General features: G+C 58.6%; 18 protein-coding genes. 14 read left to right on the top strand and 4 right to left on the bottom strand.

Annotated elements, in window-relative coordinates:
* Positions 1 to 135 precede the first annotated feature (135 nt).
* From RYC17_RS11630 to RYC17_RS11610, 5 genes are all read left to right on the top strand, one after another.
* Positions 136 to 2349 carry a cellulose biosynthesis cyclic di-GMP-binding regulatory protein BcsB gene (locus tag RYC17_RS11630; protein ID WP_122258156.1) on the top strand — a complete coding sequence of 738 codons (2214 nt, stop codon included), beginning with the start codon at positions 136 to 138 and terminating at the stop codon, positions 2347 to 2349.
* Between the two features lie 12 nt (positions 2350 to 2361).
* The gene (locus RYC17_RS11625) at positions 2362 to 4482 is read left to right on the top strand and encodes a glycosyl transferase family protein (protein WP_316903153.1); all 2121 of its coding nucleotides are present in this window, start codon (positions 2362 to 2364) and stop codon (positions 4480 to 4482) included.
* Positions 4479 to 6443 carry an NfrA family protein gene (locus RYC17_RS11620; protein ID WP_316903151.1) on the top strand — a complete coding sequence of 655 codons (1965 nt, stop codon included), beginning with the start codon at positions 4479 to 4481 and terminating at the stop codon, positions 6441 to 6443. Before RYC17_RS11625 ends, RYC17_RS11620 begins: the two co-directional genes overlap by 4 nt.
* Positions 6444 to 6474: 31 nt before the next feature.
* Positions 6475 to 7347, top strand: coding sequence for a hypothetical protein (locus tag RYC17_RS11615; RefSeq protein ID WP_316903149.1), 873 nt, complete (start codon positions 6475 to 6477; stop codon positions 7345 to 7347).
* A gap of 81 nt (positions 7348 to 7428) precedes the next feature.
* Positions 7429 to 8232 (top strand): SirB1 family protein, encoded by an 804-nt coding sequence (locus RYC17_RS11610; RefSeq protein WP_219171021.1) that lies wholly within the window; start codon positions 7429 to 7431, stop codon positions 8230 to 8232.
* Positions 8233 to 8444: 212 nt separating this feature from the next.
* On the opposite strand, the gene RYC17_RS11605 is transcribed toward RYC17_RS11610, so the two are convergent.
* From RYC17_RS11605 to RYC17_RS11595, 3 genes are all read right to left on the bottom strand, one after another.
* Positions 8445 to 8990 (bottom strand): hypothetical protein, encoded by a 546-nt coding sequence (locus RYC17_RS11605; RefSeq protein WP_058400594.1) that lies wholly within the window; start codon positions 8988 to 8990, stop codon positions 8445 to 8447.
* Positions 8991 to 9213: 223 nt separating this feature from the next.
* Positions 9214 to 10125 (bottom strand): SDR family oxidoreductase, encoded by a 912-nt coding sequence (locus RYC17_RS11600; RefSeq protein ID WP_058408868.1) that lies wholly within the window; start codon positions 10123 to 10125, stop codon positions 9214 to 9216.
* Between the two features lie 111 nt (positions 10126 to 10236).
* Entirely contained in the window at positions 10237 to 10689 is a 453-nt protein-coding gene (locus RYC17_RS11595) for a flavodoxin (protein ID WP_002552219.1), read from the bottom strand.
* Between the two features lie 209 nt (positions 10690 to 10898).
* On the opposite strand from RYC17_RS11595, the gene RYC17_RS11590 reads away from it, so the two are divergent.
* The 7 genes from RYC17_RS11590 (at position 10899) to RYC17_RS11560 (ending at position 14796) form a co-directional block, all read left to right on the top strand.
* Positions 10899 to 11504 (top strand): hypothetical protein, encoded by a 606-nt coding sequence (locus tag RYC17_RS11590; RefSeq protein WP_002552218.1) that lies wholly within the window; start codon positions 10899 to 10901, stop codon positions 11502 to 11504.
* A gap of 151 nt (positions 11505 to 11655) precedes the next feature.
* Positions 11656 to 12222, top strand: a complete 567-nt coding sequence (locus RYC17_RS11585) for a hypothetical protein (RefSeq protein ID WP_058408869.1) — start codon at positions 11656 to 11658, stop codon at positions 12220 to 12222.
* A 233-nt stretch (positions 12223 to 12455) separates the two neighbouring features.
* Positions 12456 to 13166 carry a dihydromonapterin reductase gene (gene folM, locus RYC17_RS11580; protein ID WP_316903146.1) on the top strand — a complete coding sequence of 237 codons (711 nt, stop codon included), beginning with the start codon at positions 12456 to 12458 and terminating at the stop codon, positions 13164 to 13166.
* Positions 13167 to 13187: 21 nt separating this feature from the next.
* Positions 13188 to 13751: a GTP cyclohydrolase I FolE gene (folE, locus tag RYC17_RS11575; RefSeq protein WP_058400591.1), complete on the top strand. Its 564-nt coding sequence runs from the start codon at positions 13188 to 13190 to the stop codon at positions 13749 to 13751.
* Complete coding sequence (gene folX / locus RYC17_RS11570; protein WP_002552214.1) at positions 13751 to 14122, top strand: dihydroneopterin triphosphate 2'-epimerase; 372 nt, start codon at positions 13751 to 13753, stop codon at positions 14120 to 14122. The genes folE and folX overlap by 1 nt, the downstream gene beginning before the upstream one ends.
* Before the next feature lie 43 nt (positions 14123 to 14165).
* A complete protein-coding gene (locus tag RYC17_RS11565) occupies positions 14166 to 14462 on the top strand; it encodes a DUF1244 domain-containing protein (RefSeq protein ID WP_316889958.1) in 297 nt (98 codons plus the stop codon).
* Complete coding sequence (locus RYC17_RS11560; RefSeq protein ID WP_230017560.1) at positions 14455 to 14796, top strand: HopJ type III effector protein; 342 nt, start codon at positions 14455 to 14457, stop codon at positions 14794 to 14796. The genes RYC17_RS11565 and RYC17_RS11560 overlap by 8 nt, the downstream gene beginning before the upstream one ends.
* 67 nt (positions 14797 to 14863) lie before the next feature.
* Here RYC17_RS11560 and trxB read toward each other — a convergent pair whose 3' ends face one another.
* Positions 14864 to 15826, bottom strand: a complete 963-nt coding sequence (gene trxB, locus RYC17_RS11555; RefSeq protein WP_004659967.1) for a thioredoxin-disulfide reductase — start codon at positions 15824 to 15826, stop codon at positions 14864 to 14866.
* Positions 15827 to 16192: 366 nt separating this feature from the next.
* Between trxB and cysZ the strand changes: the two genes are divergently transcribed.
* Both cysZ and RYC17_RS11545 read left to right on the top strand, forming a co-directional pair.
* On the top strand, positions 16193 to 16954 hold the full coding sequence (gene cysZ / locus RYC17_RS11550) for a sulfate transporter CysZ (protein ID WP_058400588.1): 762 nt from the start codon (positions 16193 to 16195) through the stop codon (positions 16952 to 16954).
* A gap of 181 nt (positions 16955 to 17135) precedes the next feature.
* The gene (locus RYC17_RS11545) at positions 17136 to 17480 is read left to right on the top strand and encodes a hypothetical protein (protein WP_004659963.1); all 345 of its coding nucleotides are present in this window, start codon (positions 17136 to 17138) and stop codon (positions 17478 to 17480) included.
* The last annotated feature ends 84 nt before the right edge of the window (positions 17481 to 17564 follow it).

The following is a 17564-nucleotide window of genomic DNA, read 5'->3' as shown; positions in this document are numbered from 1 at the left end:
CCAAACATATCCGCAGGAAGCAGTCCGCAGACGATACGGGCACCCGGTTCACACCGAGTGCCCGAAAAACGTTGTAGCAGACCGGCAGCCTGTATCAAGACCCAATGGCCTTGAGCCTTTACCGAGATCTGCACGATGAAATCTTCCGTTGCCGTAAACATGGGCGCGTTGAACGTCCTTGCCTGCGGGATGAGCCTGCTGGCTCTGATGCCTGCATTTGCCCTGGCTGCCGAAAGCCCGTTGACCCAGGCGATCAACCGAATCACTGCCGACAGCCGTCAGGAGCGAGTGATCGAGCTGCGGGAACTGGGCATTGATCGCCCGATCATTCTCAGTGCCACTGATGCGCGCCGTGAGCTTTACCTGCCGGTGCCCGCCAATGTGCCGCTCACGGATGCGACGCTGAATTTTGACGCTAGCTATCTGAATGGCGAAGCAGGCCGCAACACGCTGCTACTGTCGCTGGACGGTTATCCGGTGCGCGCGCTGGGCCTCAACGAAGAACAGGGTAATGCCAGTGCCGTACTGGGCGTCGACAAGGCAGCCCGGGAAAGCGGCTCGGTGCGCCTGGGCATTGCCTGGTCCTCGGTGATCTCGAAAGTGCTCTGCGAAGACGAACGCGCCATCGGCAATGTGCTGCGCATTGATCCGCACACGCGCCTGACTTACGGCTATGACGCCAGCCAGTTGCAGGATGTGGGTGCGGCGTGGAATGCACTGCCCGGCAAACCTGGCCTGTTGGTCGCCCCAGGCACCTTGTCGAGCGCCAGCTACGACGCCGCCTGGCGTCTGGGCGTAGCGCTGGAACGCATCGGTAAACAAGCGCGTATCCTGCCGTTTCCTGCCGTGCAGGACAGTGTGGACCTGAGCGGCCTGAATATTCCGGCAGAACTCAAGCAGATTCCGGCATTCGCCAGCCTTGACGGCAAAGGCCAATACACCTTGCTCGACCCGGCGCAGATCGGCGCATTGCTGATGCTTGGCCAGACCCCGGCATTGCAGGGCGATCTTGCGATCAGCGATCCGCAACTGCTCAAGGCAATCGACGACGCTCTGAACGCCCTTCAGGCACAGGTACAAGGACTTGACGCAACCGCCGCCGCAGCACTGGGCCAGTGGCGCGAACGTCATATCAAGCAACCGCTCGCCAACAGCAGCGAAGACGTGAGTCTGGCCCTGCTGGGCAATCGCGCGCTGCTGATGATCAAGCCGGAGTCGGCGAACAAGGCCATCGGCCTGTTCAGTTCGGCTTGGAACAAACTGGCGCGCAATCGCCAGTTGACCATCGGTGAAGAAACCGCGATGCCGCTCAGCGAAGACGGTCGCGTTGCGCTGACGCGCCTGGGCGGCAAGCCCGGCACTGTGGATGTGCTGGCTAAAACCGATTGGAGCGCCTCGTTCCCGCTGGGCAGCGTGGCCTATGACGGGCGCGTACCGGTAACCGCGATGATTGATGTTGCTGCGGCCCCCGGCGCATCCGGAACGCCACCGGTTGCGACACTGTTTCTCAACGACTACCTGATCGGTGCGATGCAACTGACTGCCGATGGCAAGAAAGAGCGCATCGAAGCAAGAATTCCGCAATATGCACTGGCAGCGCAGAACACCTTGCGCGTCTCGTTCCAGCGTCAGCCGGTCAGCAACCAGTGCCTGGAGACGCCGCAGGCGTTCCCGATCTCGGTATTGCCGACCAGCCATGTGGTACTGGACAAGGTCACGCCTGACGAAAACTTTTCGGGCATGGCAGCACGCTTCGCTACGGACACTCAGATAATGGTGCCCAAGGCCTATCTCGAGCGCCCGGCCAGCAGCCTGCCGCAAGTGATCCGCGTCGCCAGCGCTTCCGGTGTCTCGCCGCTGCGTGCGCAACTCAGCGTCAGCGATGACGCCAGCGTAGCCGTGACGCCCGCCAAAGCGTTTCTGGCGTTCGAACTGCCAGTCAAGGATGGCGCCGAGTCGGTCAAGGCCAGCAACGACGGGCATCTGCTGATCAATCACAAAGAGCAGACGCTGCTCGACCTCAAATCCCTCAACCACCTGGCCTCGTTGCAAGTGATCGACGCGGGCGGCCAGCACGGCATGATCTATCGCACGCTTGGCGGTCAGGCCCCGGTTTTCGAGCGCCCGCTACTGCTGGAGCGCGGCAACGCCACGCTGTTGGCTGACAACGGCCCGATCGCCACCTTTGACGCCAAGGATCCGACCGGCAGCCAGATGATCGAAGACGAGCAAAGCACTGGCCTCGACGCCTGGCGCAAACCGTCGCTGCTGTGGCTGATTCCGGCTGGCATCGTACTCTTTCTCATCCTGTTGCTGGCTGGCCGTAGCGCCCGTCGCAATCGCTCGTAACGGGCCGCCGCAATGACGTCGCTCTATTGGCCTTACTGGCTGGCCCATTACTACAGCGTGCTGGAAGTCGCGACGATCGTTGTCGGGCTGATTATCCTGGTATCGAGTATCGATGACCTGTTCATCGATATCTGGTACTGGGCCAGGCGGCTGTACCGCAAGTTCACCGCCGAACGCCGCTACCGGCCACTGACCGCCGAGCAGTTGATTGCCCGCGACGAGCAGCCGCTGGCAATCATGGTCCCGGCCTGGCTGGAATACGACGTCATCGCGCCGATGATCGAAAACATGGTGTCGACGCTCGATTACCAGAACTACGTTGTGTTCGTCGGCACCTACATCAACGACCAGCGCACCATCGATGAAGTGGAGCGCATGCGTCGCCGTTACAAGCAATTGCATCGCGTGGAGGTGCCGCACGCCGGCCCGACCTGCAAGGCCGACTGCCTGAACTGGGTCATCCAGGCGATTTTTCTGTACGAAAAGACTCACGCCGTACAGTTTGCCGGGACCATCCTGCACGACAGCGAAGACGTGCTGCACCCGCTTGAACTGCGCCTGTTCAATTACCTGCTGCCACGCAAGGACATGATCCAGTTGCCGGTCGTGTCACTGGAGCGCAACTGGTACGAATGGGTTGCAGGCACCTACATGGACGAGTTTGCCGAATGGCACGGCAAGGATTTGGTCGTGCGCGAAAGCATGACTGATACCGTGCCTTCGGCTGGCGTCGGCACCTGCTTCTCGCGACGTGCACTGATGGTGCTGGCCGATGAAAACCAGAACCAGCCTTTCAATACCGAAAGCCTGACGGAAGACTACGACGTAGGCGCTCGGCTGGCGAAATACGGTATGCAGGCGATCTTTGTGCGCTTCCCGGTGCAATTTCGGGTGTTGCGCAAATCGTGGTTCCGCAAGCCGTATGAGTCGACGCTGGAAATGCCGCTGTGTGTGCGTGAATTTTTCCCGGACACCTTCCGTACCGCCTTTCGCCAGAAAGCGCGCTGGACTCTGGGCATCGGCCTGCAGGGCTGGGAGCAAATGGGCTGGACCGGGTCGCTGGCCAACCGTTACCTGCTGTTTCGGGATCGCAAGGGCGTAGTGACTTCGTTCGTCAGCATCCTCGCTTACTTTATCCTCATTCAATTGCTGGCCTTGATTGTGCTGCGCTCCAGCGGACTGTGGAACACCAGCTTTCCGACCCCGTTTGAAACCACAGGTCTGATTCAGTACCTGCTGGTGGCCAACGGCATCGCGTTGCTGTGGCGGATCCTGCACCGCTGCTACTTCACTACCGTGCTTTACGGCTGGCAGCACGGCTTGTTGTCGATACCGCGCATGGTGGTGGGCAACTTCGTCAACTTCATGGCTGCGGCACGCGCCTGGCGCATGTTTCTGGTGGGCAAAGTGCTCAACCGCAAGCTGGTCTGGGACAAGACCATGCATGACTTTCCGTCTACCGATCTGGTCGCCGTCGCGCCACGTCGTCTGGGCAGCGTGCTGATCTCATGGCAGGCCATCAACGACGAAAAACTGCAGACCGCGCTGACTGAGCAACAGACTCGCCAAGTGCCACTGGGCCGGATTCTGTTGAGCCATGGCTGGCTCGATGACGAGACCCTGGCTGAGGCCATCGCCTTCCAGAACGACCTGCCGCGGGTCTTCGACGTCGCTGGCAAACGTTCGGCAACCAGTGTCCTGGCCGATGAGTTCTGCCTGCGCTGGCGCGTTGTACCGTTGCAAATGAATGCGCTGGGCCGTCAGGAAATTGCCGTGGCCAGCCCGTTGACGGATGAAGGTCTGCAACAGATTACCGAGCAACTGGGTGCCGAGCCGGTGCAGTTGATTGCGCGTGAAAGCGACATCGTCGCGCAATTGCGTCAGCTTCAGGTGGTCGAGGGTCAGCCGCTTCCAGCCAGAGCGCCACTGCTCGGCGATCTGCTGATCGAGCAAGGCCTGCTGGACCGCGAAGTGTTCCAGAAAGCCATGCTCGGCTACCGCCCGCATGTGCATGGCCGGATCGGCGATTACCTGGTCGACATCGGCGTGCTTTCCAGAGAAACCATCGAACAGGCTGTGGCACGTCAGCACAACCATTACCGATCTGACGATCAAACGGAGCAGCCACTATGAAGCGCCCCTTCATCCTGTCGCTGCTGGTGAGCGGCATGAGTCTTGTTGCCCCCCTCAGCCAGGCAGAAACACTGCCTTTGCCGTTGACCGGTCCTGCGTATGCCATCGCCAACGAAGCCTACATGGCCTACAACCGCAAAGACTACGACCTCGCTATTGCCAAAGCGCGAGAGGCATTGCGCCAGCGTGCGGATGCCGATCAGTTGCGTGATCTGATTGCCCTGGCAGAACGTGACAAATACCGCCGCGATCACCCCCAGCGCTTTCCCAAGGCTCGCCCAAAGCCGGGCTACCTGGAGGGCAATCAGGCGCTGCGCGCGTACGCCAAGCGCGACTATGACGGCTCGGCAAACCATGCGCGCAAGGCCATTGCACAGGCACCGAAAAATCTCGATTACCGCATGATGCTGATCGAGGCGCTGCAACGTCAGCAGCGTCTGGACGAAGCGCAGGCAGCGATCAACGAGGCCGAGCAGGCACTGGGGCCGCAACAGGTCCTGACGCGTCGTCGGCAGGCGATTCAGGAGCAGGTGGCGGTCGACAAGGCAGCCACTGGCTATAAAGCATTGGCACGCGGCGATAACGACACCGCAGTCAGCGAGGCGCGGGAGGCTGTGCGCAGTTTTCCCAAACAGATGGCCTATCGCAAGCTACTGGTCAGCGCATTGATCGCTCAAGGGCAGTATGCCGAAGCGCGCTCTGCGGCCACCGAAGCGCTGGCGCTGAATGGCAACGACGCCACCCCGCTCGTCCAGCGCGGACAAATGCGTCAACGCTTGGGCGATCAGGACGGTGCACGTCAGGACTTCGCTCAGGCAATGGCGGTCGGCAACCTGCCGCTGCGTGAGCAGGCCTCGTTGTATGCCGCCATGGGCCAGCCGAGTGAAGCACTGCAACGTCTGCAGAAAGCTCGCGATGCGGGCGAACTGCAACCCGGCGATGAAGTGCAGATTGCCTATTTCCTAAGCCAGGCGGGCGACGATCGTGGCGCGCTGGACGAGTTCAAACGGGTCGACCGCAGCTCCGGGCTCAAGCCGCGTGAAGTTCAGGACGCAGCCTACAGCGCCATGCGTACACCAGACGACGCACAGGCCATCGCCTACTTCAAACGCGTGCTCGACTATCAGCAGGCCGGTGATTTGCAGATGCCCGCGCAACAGGTGTTCGATACCCGGCGCGCCGTTTCCGATCTTTCCCGTGAATGGGGTTTGACCAACACCACGACGTACCGCGGTGCCAGCACCAGCAGCGGCCTGAACGGCGCGCCGAGCAGCAACACTGACAGTGTGCAGAACAGCACCGAAGTGTTCTGGCGACCACTGGGCTACCGCAATGCGCGCTTCGTCGAGCTTTACGGGCGCGTGACCGACACGTTGTGGAGCAAGAACGGCGACTCCGATACCGGCGCGGATGCATTGCAGGGAGCGCTGGGGGTCAGGGTCAAGCCGTTCAGCTCAGTCAACGTCATCGGTGCCTTTGAGCGTACCTTTCCCTTGGGCAACTCCAACGCTGACGGCGACTGGCTGGTACGTCTGGGCTATGGTTCCAGCATCGGTACTGATTTGCGCGTCGACGTGCCCAGCTGGTGGACCTCGCAGCTGTATGCTGAGGGCGGCCGTTATTTGCAGGACAAGCGCAACTATTTCAACAGTGAATGGCAGGTCGGACGCAGCTTTCGTCTGGACAGCATCAGCCCCAGACTGGTGGTGTTTCCACACGTGGTCGCCGCAGTGGATTACGATTCGAAGATGCGCAGCGAAGTCGACAGCAGTGGCCGCAGCAGTACGTCATCCGGCAACGCTGGCGGGCTGGGTGTCGGCACCGGCGTGCGCTACTGGTTTCGCGAGGACACGTACAAGGCGCCACAGTCGTATGTCGACTTCTCGGTGCAGTACCGCGAGAAAGTCTTTGGCGACGACCGCGCAGAAGGCGTGTTCGCACGCATGACATTCTCGTGGTGACAATCGCGAGTCATCCATCAGGGAGTAATGTTTGAAGGCTTTGGCCGCACTGCTACGACAGACAGCATTGATCAAGACCTCGCTGGCAGCCGCACTGGTAGGTGCGCTGACCCTCGTCTCCAGCGAGCTGTATCAACTGATACAGCCCAGTGGGCCGGGAATTGTCGGCATCGTCTGGCAACCGGATAACGCAACGGTGGGGATAAGCGGCAACTGGGACAAACTCGGCGCACGGCAGTTGCTCGTGCAATGGACGGCGGTCGATGACCAGTCGTTCATACCAGGTACCCAGATGGCCAACGTGCCGGTGCTGCCGGACTGGGCGCGGATCGGCAAGGAACCTTGGGCGCAGGAGGTGATTCTCGGGCTGGCCGGGTACTTCAGCGAAAACCGCTCAAGGGACAATATCGAACAGTTGGCAGTGCTTTCGGCACAACTGGCCAAAGTGAAAACGCCGCTCAATGTCACCGGCTGGTATTTCCCGGCCGAGGTCGACCCCAGCTGGAGTCGCGCCAAGGAATTACCCGCGCTGCTGGCGAAGCTGCCCAGGCCGTTATGGATCAGCGTCTACGATGGTGCCAACATCGGCCCCGCCGCCACTGCGGACTGGCTGAAAACCTGGCTGCCGGACGATATCGGCGTGTTCTTTCAGGACGGTGTGGGTGTCTATGCGCGCACCGCTCCGGTTGCCCGAACCTACGCAGACGCGTTACGTAAACGGCTGGGCAAAAATCGCGTCAGAATCATCGTCGAAGCGTTTCGCCCGCAAGTGGGTGGAGGTTTCCGACCGGCGACGGCTGCCGAGCTGAAACCGCAAATAGCGGCTTTCGATGGCTATCCACTGTACCTGTTCGACGGCCCGCACTATGTGACGCCCGACTTGATAGAAGCCCTGAACAAGTAGAAACAAGTGGCGCTGGACGAAATTCCCGCGCGGGGCTAAAAAGAGTCTTCCTACTGGATTTTCAGTTGCACGGAGCGGTCGATGACTCCACGTCAGCATTGCCTGGCCTGTCTGCAACAGACACCGCCCTCGGTGTTTGAAGCAGCGCTATGGGTGTCGAGCGAGCATGACGCACACTTTGCCCGGCATGCGGTGATCAGTGACATGGACCTGTTACAGCGCCAGATCGACGCTGCGCTGCCGGTCTTGCCAGCCCCTGAACTCGCGCAACCGCTTTTACGACAACTCAATGCGCTGGGTTTTCAGCAAGATGACTGGAACCCGCCCAAACCCGACTCGGCGCTGCTGCACAAGGTCGTGCAGCAGCGTCGCGGCCAGCCATTGGGGCTGGCACTGATCGCGCTGGAGATTGCACGGCGGCTGGAGATTGCGCTGGAGGGCGTGAACTTTCCAGGCCACTTTCTGCTGCGCGTGCCGGGCGCCGATCATTTGCTCGACCCCTGCAGCGGACGCAGGCTTTACCCAAGAGACTGCCGCGAGCTGTTGATCCGGCAATTCGGCCCGACCATGCAACTGCGCGCCGAACACATGACACGCGCAACACCCACCAGCATGCTGCAGCGATTGTCGCGTAACCTGCGGCATCTGCATCAGATCAACGATGACTTTCTCGCTGCGCTCAAGGACGCCGACCGCATCGTCGAGCTGGGTCAGGCAACCAGCGGAGATCACCTGGCCCGCGCCAGCCTTTATCAACGCCTTGAATGCCCGCAGGCCGAACGTTTCGACCTGGAGCGCGCGCTGTTGCTCAGCGAAGACCCGCTGCAACGAATCGAGCTTGCCGAGCGCCTGAGCCGGTTGCCGGCGAACCACAGCGTTCACTGACGCCCTTGCACATTCCCCGCGAATTATTACCTGCGGAGTAATGCTGCATATCCTGTACGGGGATTTTTCAGAACAGTAATGGCAGGTAACCTGCGCCCGTTAAATCGACGTGGATTTGCAAGCTCCCTTGATCCTGCGTTTTGTTTGGCCGCTGCGTGGCTATCCATGCAGCGGCCTTTTTTATTGCCGGACGTTTTAGTGTCGAAACACCCTCACGCCTTGGCGTTTGGTGTTTTTTTGACCAGCCCCTTGTTTTCCATGTCCTTGATCTTGAGCATCTCGTAACTGTCGCCCGACTCGGCAAACGTCTGAAGATTCTGCATGATATGGATCGTGCGAATGTAATCAGGCAATAACACTTTGGCGTACGGGTCTCCGCTCATTGCCTTTTCTTTCATTTCAATAATTCGATTGGCAAAGAATTCCAGTGCATTGATTTCCTTGCTCGGGTCGACCAGTTTGCCTTTCTTGTCGAATTCATCGCCTGCTCGGCTCATGAGTTCGGCCGTATGATTGTCGATCATGCCGAACTTGTACAAGATCATCCCTGCCCTGTTGAGGTCCTTGGGCGTAATCTGCTCAGGGTTGAATCCCTTGAACAGCGGCTTCATCTTACGCTTTTCCATCGCCAGCGAGTTGAGCGCAACGGCGTTCTCACCGACCTCCTGCAACACCTGGCTAACCTGAGCTGCGGCCTTCTTGAGCTTGAGTCTTTCAGGCGGCGCAGCGACAGTTACCGGTGGCAGGTCACCCCACATTGTTCTTCCCACGAGATACTCCCTATATGAATGCGTTCAAACTTCATATCGGAGCAAAAACTGCCTAATTAATAGCCACACCAAAATCCATACCGAGCCTACAAAGCCAAAAGACAGTTCTTACAGGACACGGTAACAATTCCGATAAATAACTAACCAGTTATAAAATCGTGCACCTAACAGAGACTTCTTTTCCAAAGCCGCCTCGTATCCCAGAACCTGCTTAATTAGCGTATTTCTGCAGATTGGCCATCATTTCTTTCAACGCCTCGATATTGTCGGCGGGGTGCGCGGCCTGATCGAAATCAGCAATCGTCTGCCATTGTGCAGCAACGTCTTCGGGGCTGAAGCCTGCCTGCGGATCGAAGCATGCTCCCTGACTGCGCTCCCAACGGACCTTGCCGATCCAGCCGCCGCCCACTTCAAACAGGTCGCCGCTGTCCTGACACTGTTCGCTGCCCAGGTACACCACCAACGGGCTGATCAGTTCAGGTTTGAGCAGCTCGAATACGTTGGCAGGAATAAGCCCCTCGGTCATGCGCGTGCCCCCGGTCGGGGCTATGGCGTTAACGAAAATCCGGTGCTTGCGGCCTTCCAGCGCGAGGGTGCGAGTCAGTCCGTAAAGCCCGAGCTTGGCGGTTGCATAATTCGATTGGCCGAAGTTGCCATATATGCCGGATGTCGATGAAGTGAAGATCACACGCCCGTAATTCTGCTCACGCAGGTATGGCCAGGCGGCATGTGTGACCTTATAGGCGCCCTCGACATGGACGCGGTAAACCAGGTCCCAGTCGGCGTCCTCCATTTTGGCGAAGGTCTTGTCGCGCAGGATGCCAGCGTTGTTGACCAGCACATCTATGCGACCGAAGGCATCAAGCGCGTGTTGCACTATGCGCCCGCCGTCAGTCACCGAGTCATGGTTGGCTACAGCGGTGCCACCGGCTTCACGAATCTCGGCCACAACGCGATCGGCAGCAGAAGCACTGGCCCCTTCGCCATGGGCAGAACCGCCCAGGTCGTTGACCACTACCCGCGCGCCGTGCTGTGCAAACAGCAGCGCATGAGCCCTTCCCAGCCCGCCTCCTGCGCCCGTCACAATCACGACTTTATCTTCAAAACGCACTGACTCACTCATCGCAGGCTCCAGGATCAAAGGAAACGTTGCGATGAGTGTCGTCCAGGCACCTGCCAGTCACAATCAACACGCGCAGTGCTGAATCATGCTCAATAAAGCAGCGGGATGATTTCAGCCCAAGTGCTTGATGAACGCTGCCAGCCAAGGCTCGGCGTCGGTTTCCGGGGTCACGCTTTCACTTCCGTCCAGACGCAGCATGTCCTGCACTTCATTCACACCCAGTTCAGCGAACAATTCACGCATCTGCTCGCCGCCTGCACAGAAGGTGTCGCCGTAGCTGGCATCACCCAATGCGATCACACCACCCGGCAAGCCACGCAGTTGGCCAGGCAAAAGATCACGAAGCTCTGAATAGAGAGGCATGAGGTTGTCGGGCAGCTCACCCATCCCGGTGGTCGACGTCACCGCAAGGATGGCTTGAGGCTCGAAAGCCAGCACATCAGGCAACGCGAGCCTAGGGTTGACGAGTGTTTCGTGACCAGCGGCACGCAACAGTGCAGAGGCGTGTCTGGCAACTTCTTCGGCCGATCCGTAAACCGTTCCACACACGATGGCAACTTTCATGGCTATTCCTGCAGCAGCTGAAAAAAAGTGAAACATTATGCCCTAGAATGCCATCTGAATTTTCTACGGACCCTTTTGCCTTTGGCCGGCACGGAAAAAGCACAGCCAAGTTGAAACATTAAAATGGAAAAATATGATGAGCGGTCCGAACAACTTGCGGAATCAATGGTCTTTGTTCTCAATAACCGGTCAGACCGAGCCTTCCGCCAATGCAACCTGATTCTCTCCTCACACAGGCTGAACTGGATTTTATCCAGAGCATGCAGCGCAATCCGAAGCTGAACGTGCGCGACAGCACGCGTAGCCTTCTGGTCAATGGCGGGGTTCAGATTCAGGATCTGCTGACACGTCTGGCTGCTCACGAGCAGGTCACGATCCATGCGCAGTTCGAAAACCAGCAGATGAATTTCCCTCTGCATCTGGTCGAGGACGAATTCCATGCTCTGCATCTGGAACTGGGCGCACCGAGTATTTTCGAGGAAGGCCCGAAGATTCGCCCCTGGCGGCTCGTGCTTGAAGAGCCGATCCCGCTTGAGACCGAAAAGGGTGCATTGACGGCGCTCTGGGTTCACGAGCTGTCGTTCAAGGGCGTGCTGCTTGAGTACCGCAAGGAAGGCAAGCTGCCGAGAAACTTCTCAGCCTGGTTCAACCCGCCAGGTCAGGCTCCTATCCCGATGCGTGGCAAGCTGGAGCGAATGACCGAACACAGTTTCGGCGCCTATCACTTCAGCAAGCATGGCAAGGACGACGCCGAGCGCTTGCGTCAGTACATCCTCCAAGAGCATCGCCGCAAGCACCCGTCCCTGCACAAGTAATCAGCCAACACCGCAAAGCTCTACCGGTCCGTCAGCGTTTCAGGAATAATCCTTGCTTGCTTTTCAAGTGAAGCTGTCGCGACCCACCACCCCGGATCGCGGCATGTGACCTCCCTACCCGGGAATCTCACGCCTCTACCGGAGATACACAATGTCTACCTCACCCGTCACCTTGATGGTCGCCCGCCGCGTGGCACAGGGTCGCTACCATGAAATGATGGCCTGGCTGCACGAAGGCGAACAGTTGGCCACGGATTTCCCGGGGTATCTGGGTTCCGGTGTGCTGGCTCCTCCGCCTGGCGATGATGAATTTCAGATCATTTTCCGCTTTACCGATGAGCACACCATGCACGCCTGGGAGCATTCCGCCTCAAGACGCTCCTGGCTGGTGCGCGGCAGCGGTCTTTTCGCACAACCTTCGGAGCATCGGGTCAGCGGCATCGACGGCTGGTTCGGCGCAATCGATCAGCGTCCGCCACGCTGGAAACAGGCTGTCGCGATCTGGCTGGCGTTTTTCCCCGTGTCGCTGATCTTCAACTTTCTACTCGGCCCGTTGCTCAATCATCTGGACCTGTTACCGCGCATCATGATCAGTACAGCGGTGCTCACCCCGCTGATGGTCTACCTGTTCATCCCGCTGTCCACGCGCCTGCTCGCACCCTGGCTGCAGAGCACGCCTGCACCGGTACGCCCTACGCAATCACCTTCCCCTCGCTAGACTCATAAAGACCTGTACACCTTTACACCTCGGTACAGGTCTTGGTCGCGTCTCAGCCCCGCTCGCTCCCTCAGCCTCCCCGTGCTCAGCGCCTGCGAGCACTGCCTCGGCGAGTTTCATGATGCCCAGGGTTGTACAAAAAAATCCCCTGGTATAACTTTGCCTGTAAACCGGAAGAAACAATCGACCGTACAATCCCCGTCCACTGTGGATAACCGATACGTGAGCTGTCGATGACATTATCTTCTGCACCGATTCTGATCACCGGAGCCAGCCAGCGCGTAGGCCTGCATTGCGCCTTGCGACTGCTTGAGCATGGACATCGGGTCATCATCAGTTATCGCACTGAACACGCAAGCGTGACGGAACTGCGCCAGGCCGGAGCGGTGGCCCTCTACGGCGATTTTTCGTGCGAAACCGGGATCATGGCGTTCATCGATCTGCTGAAAACCCAGACTTCAAGCTTGCGCGCCGTTGTACACAATGCTTCCGAGTGGCTGGCAGAAAACCCGGGCGAGGAAGCCGATAACTTCACGCGCATGTTCAGCGTACACATGCTGGCGCCCTACCTGATCAATCTGCACTGTGAGCCGTTGCTGACCGCCAGTGAGGTCGCTGACATCGTGCATATCAGCGATGACGTGACCCGCAAGGGCAGCAGCAAGCACATCGCCTACTGCGCAACCAAGGCCGGCCTGGAAAGCCTGACGCTGTCCTTCGCTGCCCGTTTCGCCCCTCTTGTCAAAGTCAACGGCATAGCACCGGCGCTGTTGATGTTTCAACCCAAGGACGATGCGACCTACCGCGCCAACGCCCTGGCCAAGTCGGCCCTGGGCATAGAGCCTGGTGCAGAAGTGATCTACCAGAGCCTGCGCTACCTTCTGGACAGCACCTATGTCACCGGCATAACACTGACCGTAAACGGCGGACGGCACGTTAAGTAAGCCGCCCCGAGGAACATTCTGATGAGCTCATCCCTGCCACAGCATTACCGGGAAATCCTGCTCGGTCTTGGAGAAGATCCAGACCGCGAAGGCCTTCTGGACACGCCAAAACGCGCTTCCAAAGCGATGCAGTATCTGTGTCACGGCTACACCCAGAGTGTCGACGAAATCGTCAACGGCGCCCTGTTCGCTTCGGACAATGATGAGATGGTCATTGTCCAGAACATCGAGCTGTATTCACTCTGCGAGCACCACCTGTTGCCATTCATAGGCAAGGCGCATGTGGCCTATATACCTACCGGCAAAGTGCTGGGCCTGTCGAAGATCGCGCGCATTGTGGACATGTTTGCCCGTCGCCTGCAGATTCAGGAAAATCTGACCAAACAGATTGCCGACGCCATTCAGCAAGTCACCGGGGCCGCAGGTGTAGCCGTGGTCATCGAGGCAAAGCACATGTGCATGATGATGCGCGGTGTCGAAAAACAGAATTCGACCATGAACACTTCCGTGATGCTGGGTGCCTTCCGCGACTCGAGCACCACCCGCATGGAGTTTCTGCAATTGATCGGACGGAGCAGACAATAATGGCAAGACTCGAACCTGGCACCGCGCGCATCCGGGTCAAAGACCTGCGCCTGCGCACGTATATCGGTATCAACGAAGACGAAATCGTCAACAAGCAGGATGTGCTGATCAACCTGACGATTCTCTACGCCGCACAGGAAGCCGTTCGCGATAACGACATCGAGCATGCTCTCAACTATCGCACCATCACCAAGGCCATCATTCAGCATGTCGAGGGCAACCGCTTTGCCCTGCTGGAAAGACTGACGCAGGAAGTGCTGGACCTGGTGATGAGCCACAAGGCTGTGACCTACGCCGAAGTGGAAGTCGACAAGCCGCATGCGCTGCGCTTTGCCGAATCGGTATCGATCACGCTCGCCGGTCAACGCTGAAACTCTTATCATGACGCAAACCGTCTATTGAAAAGAGCCCGTCATGACCGAGCAAGAACGCCTCGAACTCGAAGCTGCAGCCTTCCGTCGCCTGGTCGCGCATCTGGACAGCCGCAAGGATGTCCAGAACATCGACCTGATGAACCTGTCCGGTTTCTGCCGTAACTGCCTGTCCAAGTGGTACAAGGCCGCCGCCGATGAAAAGCACATCGACATCAGCCTTGAGGATGCGCGCGAAGTGGTTTACGGCATGCCGTACAGCGACTGGAAAGCCCAATACCAGAAAGAAGCAAACGCCGAACAACAGGCGGCGTTCGCCAAGGAACCCAAACATGACTGATCTGAACTCCCTGCGCACCAGCCTGCGCAGCGGCGAGCATGTGTTCGCTGATACCCTGGCCTTTATCGCAGAAGGTTACGATTATCAGCCTCAGCCGTTCAGAAACGGCGACGTCGACAATGCCGCCGGGCAAAACGAAGGGTCTTGCAAGACTCTGGGCCTGGCGCTACTCGAAGGTTTGAGCGATGAAGAGGCACTGTTGGCATTTGGCGAGCACTACCGCTCGGTGCAAGCCACGCCCAAAGGCAGCGACCACGGCAATATCCGTGCGCTGATCAAACATGGGCTGGCAGGTGTGAAATTCGAAGGCGAACCGCTCAAGCGCAAGGCTTGAGCTGACGGGTTCTCGTGCCAACGCATTGGCACGAGAACCTGGTTGCAGAGGCTTGGAGGGACGCCAATCAGAACGTGGCGTTTGCCAGACCGTCCAGATAACGCTCGACGTCCAGTGCCGCCATGCAGCCTGCACCAGCCGAGGTGATGGCCTGACGGTAAACGTGGTCAGCCACGTCACCGGCCGCGAACACACCTTCAACGCTGGTCGCAGTCGCATTGCCTTCACGGCCACCGTGCACAACCATGTAGCCATCTTTCAAAGCCAGTTGCCCTTCGAACAGCGAGGTGTTCGGCGTGTGGCCGATGGCGATGAATACGCCGTCGACTTTCAGCTCGTCACTGGTCCCGTCATTGTTCTTCAGACGCGCACCGGTCACGCCCATGTTGTCACCCAATACCTCGTCCAGCGTGGCATTGAGCTTGAGCTCGATCTTGCCTTCGGCGACACGTGCGTGCAGCTTGTCGATCAGGATCTTCTCGGCGCGAAAGGTTTCGCGACGGTGAACCAGAGTCACCTTGCTGGCGATGTTGGCCAGATACAGCGCTTCTTCCACCGCCGTGTTACCGCCACCGACTACCGCGACTTCACGGTTGCGGTAGAAGAAGCCATCGCATGTGGCGCAGGCAGAAACCCCCTTGCCCATGAACGCTTCTTCCGAAGGCAGGCCCAGGTAACGGGCGCTGGCACCGGTGGCGATGATCAGTGCATCGCAGGTGTAGGTTGCGCTATCGCCCTGAAGGCTGAACGGCTTGCCGGCCAGATCAACGGAGTTGATGTGGTCGAAGACGATTTCAGTCTCGAAACGCTCGGCATGCTCACGCATACGCTCCATCAGCGCCGGACCGGTCAGGCCATGGGGGTCGCCCGGCCAATTGTCGACTTCAGTGGTGGTGGTCAACTGACCACCAGCCTGCATGCCGGTGATCAGCAGAGGCTTGAGGTTGGCGCGGGCGGCGTAAACCGCAGCGCTGTAACCGGCAGGGCCGGAACCGAGAATGATCACTCGGGAATGACGTACGTCTGACATGACACACTCCTGTCGACCGACTGTTCAAGCCGCAATCGAAACAGCTGGATAAAAAAGGACCGCCGAAACACTTGGGGAAGTGCCATTCACTCGGCGGATCCTGAAAGTTCTGACTCCTGAGACAGGTCCTGAAATTGGTGCCAAGCCTATCGGGGTAGCAAAGGTTAAGGAAATATCGTTTCACAATCCACCCCATAGGTCACTTCTATAGGGTGACTGACCGACAGCAGTGTACTCGCGCGAACATCCGGCCGCGGCAAGCGCGTTCAGGGCTCGGGGAATGGTGCTGAGCGCCGACAGCCATCAACTCTTTCATGGCTATCACAAAGCCGGTAAGGTCACGCCTTTCAGCACCTGGAGACTGCCATGCCCGCGCCCGCCCTTACCGGCCCGCAATACCTCAGAGAGGGCCTGAAACTGGTCCTCAGTCCTGGTTTGCGATTATTCGTCCTGCTGCCCTTGAGCATCAATGTGGTGTTGTTCTGCGGCCTGATCTACCTGGCGGTGCACCAGTTCGAGCTGTGGGTCGACACCTTCATGCCTACGCTCCCTCACTGGTTGAGCTTTCTCAGCTATATCCTCTGGCCGCTGTTCGTGGTGCTGGTCCTGCTGATGGTGTTTTTCACCTTCACCGTGGTCGCCAACATCATCGCCGCGCCGTTTAACGGGTTTCTTTCCGAAAAAGTCGAAGCCGTGGTTCGTGGCGTGGATGATTCGCCGGATTTCAGCTGGACCGAACTGGTGGCCATGGTGCCACGTACCCTGGCCCGCGAAGCCCGCAAGCTGGGCTATATGCTGCCGCGCATGCTCGGGCTGTTCATCCTGTCGTTCATCCCTGTGGCCAACATCATCGCCGCTCCGCTGTGGCTGTTGTTCGGCGTGTGGATGATGGCGATCCAGTACATTGACTACCCCGCCGACAACCACAAACTGGGCTGGAACGAAATGCTTGGCTGGCTGAAAAGCAAGCGCTGGCAAAGCCTGAGCTTCGGCGGCATTGTCTACGTCGCCTTGCTGATTCCGGTGGTCAACCTGCTGATGATGCCTGCTGCAGTGGCCGGAGCGACATTGTTCTGGGTGCGCGAGCGCGGCGCAGATGCGTTGCCGGTGACGCAGGCACGAGGCTGAATTCCAAAATGTTGCCGCGCCGCGCAATGCGGCCCGGCATATCTAAAAAAATCACTCGCTATATATATTTACCACACAAGGCTCTGGCGACTGAGGCTCAATAGAGTCTCAACCAACCCGTTCATGTGAAGCTCGCTTCCATCGAACATGCGACACATGAACTTAACAAGGAAGTTAAATCATGAATACTCCAGTAAACCCTGCTGCATTTGCCGCCGAAAACGCCACAGTCGAAGAAAAGATTCGTGCGTTTCTGGTCAGTGAACTGGCCGAATGGTCGATCAATCCGGACAACGTTTACATCAACGGCGTAAACAACCCGGAAGAACGTTTGGTCATCAGTTCCAGCTCCCTGACTGCCGAGGCAGCCAACCGTGTTTTCGAGAAAGACGCTCCGTCTTACTCTACTCGCACCGCAGGTCTGTTCACCGTGGCGTATTCGTATGCTGATGAACATCGCCTGGCTGCGCCGGACCTGGCCAAGGTAGGTGAAGTGATCGGCCAACTGGTCAATGACCTGGGCTGATTGCTCTGATTGACTGGCTGAGTGACGACAAAGCCTGAAAGAGTGCCGAATAGATAATGGATGATCTGTTCGGCACTTCAATTG

It is taken from the genome of Pseudomonas syringae group sp. J248-6 (assembly GCF_032586995.1).
Lineage (GTDB): Bacteria > Pseudomonadota > Gammaproteobacteria > Pseudomonadales > Pseudomonadaceae > Aquipseudomonas > Aquipseudomonas amygdali.
The sequence above is the reverse complement of the archived record's forward strand: the minus strand, read 5'-3'. Positions and strand labels throughout refer to the sequence as shown.